The organism is Pseudarthrobacter sp. NS4 (assembly GCF_024758005.1).
In the GTDB taxonomy this organism is placed as follows: domain Bacteria; phylum Actinomycetota; class Actinomycetes; order Actinomycetales; family Micrococcaceae; genus Arthrobacter.
This window is the reverse complement of record NZ_CP103288.1, coordinates 3,302,692-3,314,936: the sequence shown is the minus strand read 5'-3', so window position 1 is coordinate 3,314,936 and position 12,245 is coordinate 3,302,692. Positions and strand designations below refer to the sequence as shown.

13 protein-coding genes are annotated in these 12,245 nt (G+C 66.9%); 5 read left to right on the top strand and 8 right to left on the bottom strand.

Features of this window, described 5'->3' with window-relative positions; all coding sequences use genetic code 11:
- The first annotated feature begins 3 nt into the window (after positions 1 to 3).
- From paaD to NXY83_RS15655, 3 genes are read left to right on the top strand one after another with little or no spacing between them, the layout of a single operon-like run.
- Positions 4 to 528: a 1,2-phenylacetyl-CoA epoxidase subunit PaaD gene (gene paaD, locus NXY83_RS15665; protein WP_258806275.1), complete on the top strand. Its 525-nt coding sequence runs from the start codon at positions 4 to 6 to the stop codon at positions 526 to 528.
- A 9-nt stretch (positions 529 to 537) separates the two neighbouring features.
- Complete coding sequence (gene paaE, locus NXY83_RS15660; RefSeq protein ID WP_258803118.1) at positions 538 to 1,779, top strand: 1,2-phenylacetyl-CoA epoxidase subunit PaaE; 1,242 nt, start codon at positions 538 to 540, stop codon at positions 1,777 to 1,779.
- 24 nt (positions 1,780 to 1,803) lie between these two features.
- Positions 1,804 to 2,583 (top strand): enoyl-CoA hydratase/isomerase family protein, encoded by a 780-nt coding sequence (locus NXY83_RS15655; protein WP_258803116.1) that lies wholly within the window; start codon positions 1,804 to 1,806, stop codon positions 2,581 to 2,583.
- An 81-nt stretch (positions 2,584 to 2,664) separates the two neighbouring features.
- On the opposite strand, the gene NXY83_RS15650 is transcribed toward NXY83_RS15655, so the two are convergent.
- The 8 genes from NXY83_RS15650 to NXY83_RS15615 all read right to left on the bottom strand — a co-directional run bounded on the left by NXY83_RS15650 (position 2,665) and on the right by NXY83_RS15615 (position 10,839).
- Positions 2,665 to 4,101 carry an ABC transporter ATP-binding protein gene (locus tag NXY83_RS15650; RefSeq protein ID WP_258806273.1) on the bottom strand — a complete coding sequence of 479 codons (1,437 nt, stop codon included), beginning with the start codon at positions 4,099 to 4,101 and terminating at the stop codon, positions 2,665 to 2,667.
- 2 nt (positions 4,102 to 4,103) lie between these two features.
- Positions 4,104 to 4,973: an ABC transporter permease gene (locus NXY83_RS15645; protein ID WP_258803115.1), complete on the bottom strand. Its 870-nt coding sequence runs from the start codon at positions 4,971 to 4,973 to the stop codon at positions 4,104 to 4,106.
- Positions 4,973 to 5,962 carry an ABC transporter permease gene (locus NXY83_RS15640; RefSeq protein ID WP_258803114.1) on the bottom strand — a complete coding sequence of 330 codons (990 nt, stop codon included), beginning with the start codon at positions 5,960 to 5,962 and terminating at the stop codon, positions 4,973 to 4,975. Before NXY83_RS15640 ends, NXY83_RS15645 begins: the two co-directional genes overlap by 1 nt.
- 17 nt (positions 5,963 to 5,979) lie before the next feature.
- The gene (locus NXY83_RS15635; RefSeq protein ID WP_258803113.1) at positions 5,980 to 7,533 is read right to left on the bottom strand and encodes an ABC transporter substrate-binding protein; all 1,554 of its coding nucleotides are present in this window, start codon (positions 7,531 to 7,533) and stop codon (positions 5,980 to 5,982) included.
- 177 nt (positions 7,534 to 7,710) lie between these two features.
- Positions 7,711 to 8,106, bottom strand: a complete 396-nt coding sequence (locus tag NXY83_RS15630) for a Fur family transcriptional regulator (protein WP_258803112.1) — start codon at positions 8,104 to 8,106, stop codon at positions 7,711 to 7,713.
- Position 8,107: 1 nt separating this feature from the next.
- Entirely contained in the window at positions 8,108 to 9,004 is an 897-nt protein-coding gene (locus tag NXY83_RS15625; RefSeq protein WP_258806267.1) for a metal ABC transporter permease, read from the bottom strand.
- A gap of 17 nt (positions 9,005 to 9,021) precedes the next feature.
- Positions 9,022 to 9,810, bottom strand: a complete 789-nt coding sequence (locus tag NXY83_RS15620) for a metal ABC transporter ATP-binding protein (protein ID WP_258803111.1) — start codon at positions 9,808 to 9,810, stop codon at positions 9,022 to 9,024.
- Between the two features lie 3 nt (positions 9,811 to 9,813).
- The gene (locus tag NXY83_RS15615) at positions 9,814 to 10,839 is read right to left on the bottom strand and encodes a metal ABC transporter substrate-binding protein (protein ID WP_258803110.1); all 1,026 of its coding nucleotides are present in this window, start codon (positions 10,837 to 10,839) and stop codon (positions 9,814 to 9,816) included.
- A gap of 158 nt (positions 10,840 to 10,997) precedes the next feature.
- Between NXY83_RS15615 and NXY83_RS15610 the strand changes: the two genes are divergently transcribed.
- Positions 10,998 to 12,113, top strand: coding sequence for a GTP-binding protein (locus NXY83_RS15610; protein ID WP_309484086.1), 1,116 nt, complete (start codon positions 10,998 to 11,000; stop codon positions 12,111 to 12,113).
- On the top strand, positions 12,110 to 12,232 hold the full coding sequence (gene ykgO, locus NXY83_RS15605) for a type B 50S ribosomal protein L36 (RefSeq protein ID WP_258803108.1): 123 nt from the start codon (positions 12,110 to 12,112) through the stop codon (positions 12,230 to 12,232). The genes NXY83_RS15610 and ykgO overlap by 4 nt, the downstream gene beginning before the upstream one ends.
- Positions 12,233 to 12,245 lie beyond the last annotated feature (13 nt).

The following is a 12,245-nucleotide window of genomic DNA, read 5'->3' as shown; positions in this document are numbered from 1 at the left end:
GCCATGTACATCTCGGACTTCGAAACCCGGACCCGGACGCCGCGGCAGACGGCGTGGGACATCGCCGCCACCGTCTGCGACCCCGAAATCCCCGTCCTCACCATCGAGGACCTCGGCATCCTCCGGAACGTGCAGGTGGGGAAGGGCGGAACAGTGACAGTCACCATCACGCCCACGTACTCGGGCTGCCCGGCCATGGACGCCATCCGCGACGACCTCAAGGCCGCGTTCGCCAAGGAGGGCTACCAGGACGTCCACGTGGACCTGGTGCTCGCCCCGGCCTGGACCACGGACTGGATGACCGAAGCCGGAAAGGCGAAGCTGCAGGAGTACGGCATCGCGCCGCCGACGGGCAAAGCAGGAGCCGCCCGCCACGCAGGCCCCGTCCGGCTGAGCCTGGCCGTGAAATGCCCCCAGTGCAGCAGCCTGAACACCAAGGAACTCACCCGGTTCGGTTCCACGTCCTGCAAGGCGCTGTATGTGTGCCAGGACTGCAAGGAACCGTTCGACTACTTCAAGGTCCTGTAAGGAAGCCCCATGCCTGTTGTCCGCCAGACCGCCGCCGAAGAGGCGCAGGCCGCCGGCCGCCGTCGTCCGTCCTTCCACACGCTCACGGTCAAGGAGGTGCGCCGGCTCACCGAGGACGCTATCGAGGTCTCCTTCCATGTCCCGGCGGAGCTTGCCGGCCACTTCGACTACCTGCCCGGCCAGTACGTGGCCCTGCGCACCAAGCTGCCGGATGAGACCGGCGAGCTGCACGAGGTGCGCCGCAGCTACTCCATCTGCGCCGAGCCGCGCAGCTTCGAGGACGGCAGCAGCGAGATCCGGGTTGCCGTGAAGAAGGACCTGGGCGGTGTCTTTTCCACCTGGGCCAATTCGGAGCTGAAGGCGGGGGACACGCTGGACGTCATGAGCCCCATGGGCGCGTTCGTGTCAAGGCACGGCCGGGACGGCAAAGCCGTGGAGCAGAACCGGATGAACTCCATGAACAACCCGGAGGAGCTGGCGGGGGATGTGGCCTCCAACGGGGAAGCCAGCTTCGTGGCCATCGCCGCCGGGTCCGGCATCACCCCGGTGATCGCCATCGCCCGCACGCTGCTGGCCGCCAACCCGGAGTCCCGGTTCGACCTGATCTACGCCAACAAGGCCGCCATGGACGTGATGTTCCTGGAGGAGCTGGCGGACCTGAAGGACAAGTACCCGCAGCGGCTGGCCATCCACCACGTGCTGTCCCGCGAGCAGCGGATCGCGCCGCTGCTGAGCGGCAGGATCGACGCCGGGAAGCTCCAGCAGCTGCTGGGCACTGCCATCCACGCGGATGACGTGGACGAGTGGTTCCTGTGCGGGCCGTTCGAGCTGGTGCAGCTGTGCCGGGACACCCTTGCCGAGCGCGGCGTGAAGCCGGAGAACATCCGGTTCGAGCTGTTCACGAGCGGCAAGCCGGACCGGCCGGAGGGGAACGCCGGCCGTCCCGTGGTGGTGGACGAGTCCAAGGAGACGTACAAGATCACGTTCAAGCTGGACGGCCTGCAGGGCGAGGTGGCCAGCCCCACGCACGCCCGCGAGTCCATCCTCAACGCCGCGCTGCGGGTCCGCCCGGACGTGCCGTTCGCGTGCGCCGGGGGAGTGTGCGGCACCTGCCGGGCCAAGCTGGTCACCGGCAGCGTGACCATGGACGAAAACTACGCGCTGGAGCAGGATGAGCTGGACAAGGGCTACGTGCTGACCTGCCAGTCGCACCCCACCAGCAAGGAAGTCACCGTCGACTTCGACGTCTAAGTCTTTTCAACCCCAAGGAGCCCCATGATTTCCCTCTCCATCAGCAACGGTGTTGCCGAGGTGGTCCTGAACGCCCCGCACAAGCTGAACTCGCTGGACGAGCAGGCGCTGGCGGATTTAGCACAGGCGTACGACGACGCTGCTGCCGCCGCCTCACGCGGTGAGGTGCGGGCGCTGCTGCTGAGGGGAGAGGGCCGCGCCTTCTGCGCGGGCCGGGACATCCAGAACGTAACGCCGGAGAGCGACGACGCCGCCGCGTACCTGGGCGGGCTGGTGGAGCCGCTGCTGAAGAAGATGGCGGCGTTCCCGGCACCCTCCTTCGCCGCAGCACACGGTGCCTGCCTGGGCGTGGGGCTGGGCCTGCTGCTGGCCACGGATGTGGTGTACGTGGCGGAGAACGCGAAGTTCGGGTCCCCGTTCGCGAAGCTGGGGGCAACGCTGGACTCCGGCGGGCACTGGTACTTCACCGAGCGGCTGGGCATGCACCGCACCCTGGACCTGATCTACACGGCCGAGCTGATGAGCGGCGCCGAAGCGGTGGCACAGGGGCTGTTCAGCCGGGCCATGCCTGCGGACGAACTCCTGGACAGGACGCGGGGGATCGTGGAACGGGTTGCCGCAGGCGCCACCGGCGCCTTCACCGCCAGCAAGGAGCTGGTGGCGCACATCCGCGACCAGCGCCTGGGCCTGTGGGAGGCCATGCAGGAGGAGAACGCCGAACAGGCAAGACTCTGCAAGACCGACGATTACGCCGAGGGTTTCCGGGCTTTCCAGGAGAAACGGGAGCCTGCGTTCAAGGGATAACCCCTTCTGCTTGCGGGCACGCAAACCCAGGCCGGGCACCGTCTCCAGCAACGGGAAACGGTGCGCGGCCGCGTCTGCTGCCTAGGCGAAGGCTTTGGTCCTTTCCACGGACTCTTCTGTTGTTCCCAGTGGGATGCTGCGGTGGGTCACGGCGCCGGCCAGGCTGCTGTCGTGGGTGACGAGTACCAGGGCGCAGCCCTGGCGTTCCACCTGTTCCATGAGGCAGGCCATGGTTTCCTCCTGGGTGATGAGGTCAAGGCGCGAGGTGGGTTCGTCGGCGAAGACCAGGGCCGGTTCCAGGAGCATCGACCGGATGATCGCCAGGCGCTGCAGTTCCCCGCCGGAGACCTGCCCGGGTGTGCGGGTCAACAGCATCGGCGCGAGGCGTAGCGAGGCCATGAGCTCTTCCAGGCGTTCCGGGTCCAGCCGGTGGCGCCGGATGAGGTCGCCGAAGGAATCGCTCAGTGCCACGCGGGATGGAAAGGCCAGGGCGGGGTCCTGGTAGAGCTTTTGCAGCCGTCCTCCCTGGAGTGCCTCGGAGTGCTGGACTCTCCCGGCATCGGGGGGCAGCAGGCGCAGCAGGACGTTTCCCAGGGTAGTTTTGCCGCTGCCGCTCGGCCCGCTCAGTGCCAGCCGTTCCCGGGGGTGGATGGCCACGTCGAGGCCGGAGAAGAGCTGTTGGTTCCCGAACGCCTTCGCGAGCCCTTCACCTTGGATAAGGGCGGGAGCCGTTGACTCCGGTGCCGCTGCTGGTGCTGTTGCCCAGGGGTGGCGCCAGTTCGAGGGTTCCGCGGCGAGCAAGCGGCGGGTGTAGGGGTGGTCAGGTTCGGTGAGGACTTGCCCGGCGGGCCCCTGTTCGATGATGTTGGCGTTTTTCATCACCAGGACGTCGCCGCCCAGTTCACGGGCCAGTTCCAGGTCGTGGGTGATGGTCAGGAGGATGCCATCGTCAGTGACATGCCGTTTCAGCAGTGCCGCCAACTCCGTCCGGGCACGCTCGTCCAGGCCTTTGGAGGGCTCGTCCGCTATCAGGACCTGTGCTCCGCCGATGGTGGCGGCGGCGAAAGCCACCCGCTGGGCCATGCCGCCGGAGAGGGTATGCGGGAACGCGCCGGCCGCGTGGGCCAGGCCCAGGGCCGCCAACAGGCTCCCGGCGGTACTCCTGGCGTTTTTCCTGTCGGTCCTGAAGGTGGCCGCCGCTTCGGCCACCTGTTCCCTGGTCCGCATTGTCGGGTCCAGGGCCAGCATGGGTTCCTGCGGCAGCAGGGACATGACCGGGCCCCAGAGCTTGCGCCTGTTGCCGGGCTCGGACAGGTCGTAGTCCTGCCCGTCCATGCTGAGGCTTCCCTGCGCCGTGAGGTTTGCCGGGAGGGTCCCCATGATCGCGTGGGCGAGCAGTGACTTGCCCGAACCGCTTTCGCCAACGATGGTCACGGGACGCCCGGGCGTGAAGTGCAGGCTGTCGGCCTCAACCAGGGTTGTCTGGCCGTGGGTTACTGCAAGGTTCTTCAGGCGCATCGTCACGGGCGGGACTCCTTGTTTCGCAGGCCCAGGAGCCCAGTGAGGATGGTGATGAGAACCAGGACAGGTGCCAGGGACATCCAGGGCGCCTCATGGTAGTAGGGGAAGGCTTCGGTGATCATCTGCCCCAGTTCCGGTGTGGGCGGCCGGACTCCGACGCCCACGAAACCGAGGGTGGACAGGGCCAGGATCGAGGATCCGACGCCGAAGGTTGCCATGGTGGTCAGCAGGGGCCGCAGCTCGGGCCAGAGGTGCCGGCGCACGATGTGCACGGGTCCGAGTTGGAGCAGGCCGGCTGCCTCAACGGCCGGACCGGCCAGCACCAGGCCGCTGCGGGACCGGATCATCCGGAAGTACTCCACCCACTGGGCCAGGGCCAGCCCGATGTACAGCGACCACAGCTCACCGTTGGCCAGGGCCGAGAAGATCAGGACCACCAGGAGCGCCGGAAGCGCGATGAACGCTTCGGAGAGTCCGTGCAGGACGGTGTCTGCCCATCCTCCCCGCCAGGCGGCTGTGATGCCGGCCAGTGTTCCGAGCAGCAGCGCCGTCCCGACGCACAGCAGGGCCATCAGCAAGGACAGGCGGGTGGCGTGGGCGAGCCGCGCGATGACGCTGCGGCCCAGGTGGTCCCGGCCCAGTGGCTCGGCCAGGCTGGGGGCTTCCAGGAACCGGGACAGGTCCTGGACTGCGTGGCCCGGCCAGAGCAACGGGCCGGCCAGGGCAAAGAGCACCAGCGCGGCCAGCAGCACGGCCGCTGCACGCTGGGCCCCGGAGGCAGCGGCAAGCCAGCCGGTCCGGTCCCGGACCGGTGCGGAGGTAACTGCACTGGCCGGCTGCGGCCGCTTGCTGAGGGTGGAGGGAGTCATCACAGGACCACCTCGCGGCGGCGGGGACGGGGGTCGATGGCGGCCGAGCCCAGGTCAACGGCCGTGTTAAGGGCGACGACGAGGAGGGCCAGTGCCACGGCGGTGGCCTGGATCATGGGGATGTCCCGCCAGAAAATCGCGTGCACCAGTGCGTGTCCCAGGCCCGGCCAGGCGAAGAGGCTTTCGACGATGACGACGCCTTCGATGAGGATCAGCACCTGCACCCCCACATAGGCGATCAGGGTCACTCCGGTATTCCGCATTACGTGCCGGAAGAACACCAGGCGGGCACTGAGGTCTTTGGTTTGGGCGAAGTGGACGTACCCGGATTCCCTGACCTGCACCACGGTGTCGCGGGTGACGCGGGCGAAGAGCCCGGAGAGGCCCACGGCAAGGGTGGCTGCCGGCAGCACGATGTTGCCTGCTTCACCGTGGCCTGCGGCCGGCAGCACCCCAAGGTGGACGGAGAAAACCAGGATCAGGACCAGCCCGAGGAGGAACGGCGGAAGTGCACGTGCTCCGGAGACCCACAGGTTGGTGATCCGGTCCATCGCTCCGCCGGGCCTGGCGGCGGCAAGGGCTCCGGCGGTGGCACCCGTGACGAAGGCGATGGCCAGCGCTGCCACGGCAAGCTGGGTGCTGCTGGAGAGATAGAAGGCCAGCTCCCCGGCGACGTCGGCCCCGGTCACCAGGGAGTTTCCGAGGTTGAAGGTCAGCAGGTCGGCGATCCAGTCCAGGAGCTGCTGCCAGATAGGCCGGTCCAGTCCCAGTTCAGCGCGGACGCTGTCCGCTGATGCTGCGGTGACCTGGTCGTAGCCGTAGCGGCCGGCAGCGATGCGGAAAGCAATGTCTCCGGGCAGGTTCTGCACGATGGCGAAGCACGCGGTGGAGACCAGCAGGACGACGGCGGCTGCCTGCACGGTGCGTTGGCGAAGGATGCGGGCTGCAGGTCCGGAAGGGACCTGCAGCCTCGCTGTGGGTGTTTGCACGGACTTTCGTTCCCCTTTTACTTTGCCCAGCTGAGGTCGGTGAGCCGCCAGGAGCGTTCCAGGGGATCAAGGACCAGGCCGTCAACCCGCTTGCTCACCACGGCGCTTTGCCGGTACCAGGCGACGGGGATCACGGGCAGTTCAGCGTGCATAATTTCGGTCACCGTCCGCCGGTTCTCCTCCAGGCTGCCGGTGCCGGCGCCCGTGGCCATGGTGTTCAATGTCGAGGTGAGGTCTGCATTGTTCCAGCCCATGGAACCGTAGTCCGCGCCGTTGGGGGCGAAGTCGTCCGCGAGGGTTACCAGTGCGTCGGGTACGAGTGCGTAGTTCCGGGAAAACAGTGCCAGTTCCAGGGAACCGTCCTGGTGGCCGGCGGCGATTTCGCTGGAGTTGCCGACCTTCACGTCAACGGCAACGCCCAGTTCTTTGAGTTTCGCCTGGATGGCGGTGGCCAGGAGAGGCAACTCGGGCCGGTCCGGGAAGGTGCGCAGGCTGATCGAGAATTTCCGGCCCTCGCGCTCCAGGGTGCCGTCACTTCCCGGCACCCAGCCCGCCTCGGTGAGCAGCTTGCGGGCTTCCTCCACGTCGTGGGTCAGCGGCGTGACGTTGTCCTGGTGCCATTCGGGCAGCGACGGCGGGAACAGCTGGGTAGCGGCCATCTCGGGGTCCCTGAGCAAGGCAGTTGCCATCGCTTCGCGGTCCAGGGCCAGGCTCAGGGCCTGGCGGACCCGGACGTCACCCAGGATCTCGTGGCCCGCGTTGACCTTCAACAGGATGGTCCGGGGGAGGGTTACCTGTTCGATGTCCTGCTTGCCGGCCTGCTTGATCCGCTGCAGGCTGGTGGGGTCCATCCCGAAGGTGACGTCGGCCTGGCCGCTTTCGGCCATCAGTGCGCGGCTTTCGGACCTGCCTACTGCCTGGTAGTGGACTTCGGTGATGGGCGGCTTTTCATCCTGCCATTGCTCGGAGACAGCCAGTTCGATGGTGCCCGGCTGCTCCAGGCGGGTCACCTTGTAAGGGCCGGAGCCCACCACGTCGGTGACCGTCCGGTCCGCCGCATACGAGCTGGGGGCCAGAATCTGTGTGCTGGTGTGGGCCAGCACGGCGGGCAGCGGGGCGTACGGCTGCGTCAGGTCCACGCGGACCGCGCCGCCCTCGGCCGTTACGGCCTTTACCGGGACGGTGGAGAAGGGGCTTGCGGCCTTGCTCCGGGCGGTTTCCAGCGCAGCGGCGACGGCTTCTGCGGTGACGGCAGTTCCGTCGTGGAAGCTGGCACCCTCGCGGAGGGTGAAACGCCAGGAACGATTATCCGGGGAGGCCTCCCAGCCGGTGGCGAGTCCTGGCTGCAGTACCCCTTGGTTGTCGGCGTCCACAAGGGTTTCGACCACCTGCAGGCGGGTGAAGAACCCCCCTGTGGTTGAGGGGTCAAGGCCGTGAAGCTCGAACTGCCCCACCACCTTCAATGGCTGCTGCGGGGCCTGGTTTTTTGACGAGCCTTCCGCAGCGCATCCGGCCATCATCAATACCGCGGCCGCTGACGCCCCGGCCATTCTCATCGTGCGCCCAAGCATGGTCCGCTCCTTTTTGTATTGCCAAATGTTCAAGTTCCAACGCGCCATGCTACTTGCAAATGATTATCATTACCAAATGCTCATGAATGCGTTGCCCAAGAACGCTGCGGGGACTTAGGGGAGGGCGTGCAGGGTTTACAGGCTTCCGGCAGCTGGAGTGAGCCGGTGCTTTGGCGCTTACGCCTTGCTGCTGTCCTCGCAGCCGGCGCAGACACCGAGGAGTTCTACGGCGTGTGAGACCACCGTGAAGCCGTGTTCCCGGGCGGTCGCGTCAGCCCAGCGCTGGATGGTGGTCTCCGTGACTTCCACGGTGTATCCACACTGCCGGCATACCAGGTGGTGGTGGTGTTCCTGGCGCTGGCAGCGGCGGTACCGGTTTTCATTGTCTTCGCTGCGCAGCACGTCGATTTCGCCTTCGCGGGCCATGGACTGCAGAAGCCGGTAAACCGTGGCCAGGGCCACCGATTCGCCGTTCTCGCGCAGTTTCGCGTGCAGCTGCTGGGCGCTGCGGAACTCCGGTGTGCGCTCCAGCAGCTCATCAAGGGCAGAGCGCTGCCGGGTCCGGCGCTCCACCTTAGGCTGCCTCGTGCAGCCGCAGGTCGTCCTCGGCGTCCAGGTGCGGGCCGGTGGCATGCTTGGGCCGCGGAAGGAAGGGCCGGGCGAGGGCCACAACAGCGTAGACGCCGATGGCGAGGACCACGATGGTGGCCCCGGGGGACAGGCGGTGGAAGTACGTGATGGACAGCCCGGTGACGCAGACCGCGGCACCGATGATCATGGCGGTGCCCATCGTGGCACGGAAGGATTTGGCGGTCAGTTGGGCGATTGCGACCGGTACGATCATCAGCGCCGAGACGAGCAGGACTCCCACCACCCGCATCGACACGGAAACCGTCAGGGCTGCCAGCACCGCGATGAGGATGTTCAGTGCCCGGACGGGAAGGCCGGTGGCGCGGGCGAATTCCTCATCATGGCTCAGCGCGAAGAGGGCGGGCCGCAGTCCCAGGCCGATGCCCAGGATGAGTGCGGCCAGGCCGGCGGCGAGCCAGACGTCCAGGGCCGTGACGGTGGAGATGGATCCGAACAGGTAGCCGGTGAGGTTGGCCGCGGTACCGCCGGCGATCCCGATGAGGAGCACTCCGCCGGCGATGCCGCCGTAGAAGAGCAGGGCAAGGGCCACGTCGCCGCTGGTTTTGCCCTTTTCCCGCACCAGCTCGATCAGCACCGCCCCGATGACGGCGGCGATGACGGCCCCCGGTACGGCGAGCAGGTCGTGGGGGGTGAGCCCTGCAGCGCTTCCGGCGAGCCAGCCCATGGCCACGCCGGTCAGTGCCACGTGCCCGATTCCGTCACCAAGCAGGGCAAGGCGCCGCTGGACCAGGTAGGTGCCCATGACGGGCGCCGAGATGCCAACAAGCACGGCGACCATGAGGCCGCGCTGCATCAGCGGGCTGGAAAGCATGGTGGCCATAGCGTCGAAGAAAGCCACTACCACTCCGATCGCAGGTCAGGGACGGTATGTCCGGGCAGGGGAGGGTCTCCGTGGGCGTGTACGTGGTCATGGTCCGGGTGGTCGTGTCCCGGTGCGGCGGCCGGCGGCGGGCCATCGAATATGACCCGTCCGCGGCGCAGCACCACGGCCCGCTCCACCATGCCGGCCAGTTCGCCCAGCTCGTGAAGCACCACCAGGATGGTGGTGCCTCTTTCACGCATCCGCTCCAGGGTGCGGGCGAGGGCCTCCTTGGATGCCCGGTCGATTCCCGCCAGCGGCTCATCGAGAATGATCAGATCCGGCTCCCGCACCAGGGCGCGGGCGATCAGCACCCGCTGCTGCTGGCCGCCGGAGAACACCTGGACACTGTCATGGGCGCGTTCGAGCAGTCCCACCTGCTCCAGCGCCTCCAGTGCTTTCCGGCGGGCAGCGCGGCCGGTCCGCAGCCGCCTGTTGTCCAGCAGCCCGGAGGCCACCACTTCGACGGCGGTTGCCGGGACCCCGGAGCTTGGCCCCAGCCGCTGCGGGACGTAGCCGATCCGGGACCAGGGAACTGTGCGGCGGGCTGCGGTGACATCCGCGCCGTAGATCTCGGCGGTGCCGGAGGTCACCGGGACGATGCCCATCAGTGCTTTGACCAGGGTGGATTTGCCCGACCCGTTGGCTCCCAGCAGTGCAACGGCTTCGCCGTCCGGGACGGTGAGGTCGATGCCGTGCAGGATGGTCCCGCTTTCCACGGACACATGCAGTTGCCGTGTCCGGATCGGCGGCTGGTCAGCGGTCACGGTCTAGGCGCAGTCCAGGGCGGTGCGCAGGGCTTCGAGGTTGCTGCGCATCACTTTTTCGTAGTCGGAGCTGTTGTCGGTCAGCCCTTCGAGCGGGTCCAGGACCGCGGTCTTGACGTTCAGGTCGGCGGCGAGTGTTTCGGCGACCTTGGGGTTGACCAGGGTTTCGGTGAAGATGGTGCTCACCCCTTCATCCTTGACCACCTGGCCTATTTCGGCCAGCCGTGCCGGTGACGGTTCGGTATCCGGTGCCAGGCCGGAAATGCCGGCCTGGTTCAGGTCGTACTTGGCCGTGAGGTAGCCGTAGGCCTCGTGGGAGACGACGATTGTCCGGCTCTTGCAGGTCTTCAGGCCCTGGCTGAAGTCCCCATCCAGTGCCGTCAATTTCCCGGACAGGGCTTCGGCGTTGGCCTCATAGGCGGCGGCGTTCGCAGGGTCGGCTTCGGCCAGTTCCTCGGCGACGGCGTGGGCGGTGTGGGCCAGGCGCTCAGGATCCAGCCAGAAGTGCAGGTCCTGGCCTTCCTCGGCGTGGCCGGCTTCCGCTTCCTCGGAGTGGCCCGCTTCCGTTTCCTCCGCGTGCCCTTCTTCCTCGGCGGCGGCCTCGGTGTGTGTTTCCGTGCCGTGGTCATGTTCGGAGTGTCCGGCGGGCAGGGTTGCTTCCTCCGAGACGTCCAGGGCGCGGGCGGGGGACGCCTGCTTGATGGCTTCGTCCACAGCGGGCTGGAACCCGGACAGGTACACCACGGCGGCGGCGTTTTCCAGGGACGCCACGGCTGCCGGGGAGAGCTCAAGGTCATGGGGCTCGGTCCCCGGAGGGGTAAGTGATTCAACCTCCACCTTGTCCCCTCCCACCTGCTCCGTCACGTACTGCAGGGGGTAGAAGGACGCCATGACCTTCAGGGGCGCAGCCCCAGCCCCAGCCCCGGACGTGCCCGAGGGGGAAGCCTCCCCGGCGCCGGAAGCGCAGGCTGTCAGTGAAAGAGCGGACAAAAGGGGCATGGCAAGAACAAGCCGTGTACGGGATTTCATGACAGCGATTCTCATGCAAATGAGAATCAGTGTCAATTATGAAGGCCTTGCTCCGAGGTCTGGACCGGCTCAGGGGGCTGATGGGCCGGAGTGCGGCATCGAGCTGTTGATAATGAGAATCTTTCTCATGTATGCTTTCGGCTATGCATGTGACTGTTGTGAGCTCCCTTGACATCCTTAGCCGCCAACAGGCGTGCGCCGCACTGGCGGCGGGGTCGCCCGGCGCGCTTGTCGTCCTTCATGACCTGCTGGAGGACGGCGTGGTCGTCCGCCGGGTTTATCAGGATGGCCGGTGTTTTGAGCGGGAGGAATCCACGCTGGAGCACGGCTGCCTTAGCTGCACCGTGCGGCTGGACGTCGTGCCCGCTGTGGCCCGGCTGCTGAGGGCAGGTCCGCGCATCATTCTGGGATTGCCTCCGGCAGTGGCCTCACAAACCGCGGTGCAGGCCCTCCGGAAAGGTCTTGGGGATTCCCTGGTCATTGATTCAGTGGTGCTGGCCTGCGCACCTGACGCAGTGGAGGACCAGATCTGGGACCACCACACGCTGTTCGAATCCGGTTTTACTCCCGTCCCCGAGGATGACCGTACCCCGGGGGAGTTCCTGATGGGGGAGCTGTTGTTCAACGATTCGGTGGTGCTGGCCGATCCAGCCCTGGTGCCGGTGGATGCCTATGAGCGCGCCCGCGGTGTCCAGCTCATCAAAGAGTTGGCGCCGCACGCTGAAGTTACCGAATCCAGCGGCGACATCCGGCTCGGCAGGCATGACCTGGCGGACGCATTAGCCCGGACCGTACCCGGCTCGGTACGTGTCCCTGTTGCCTCGTCTGCACCTTTCACCACGGTGGTGCAGCGGGTTGAGCGTCCCCTGCACCCGGAACGTTTCCGGCATGCCCTGGCAGCCCTCGCCCAGGGGTGCTGCTGGTTGCGGGGGCGGATCTGGGTGGCGTCAGCACCGGCCTGCCGGATCTCCGTCCAGGGCGTCGGACCACGCATCTGGCTGGAAAACACGGGCCCCTGGCAGGCCGGGCGAACCTCCCTGCCCGGTGTGTCGGCGGCTGAATCCCGCGACGCCGCGTTGGGGTGGCATCCGGAGTTCGGCGACCGGGGAACCGTCCTGGCCATCACCGGCGACGACCTCGACGCCGCAGAAATCGGCGCACTACTGAAGGCATGCGAACTAACCGATACGGAAATGGCATCCGGCACCGCCTCGTTCCCTGATCCTTTCGGCCTAAACCAACCAACGGAAACACCACTGAGGAGCACAACATGAAGGTAAGAAACTCGCTGCGGGCACTGAAAAAAATTCCGGGTGCGCAGCTCGTCCGCCGCCGGGGCCGTACTTTCGTCATCAATAAGAAAAACCCGCGAATGAAGGCGCGCCAAGGCTAGAGCCAGGTGCCGA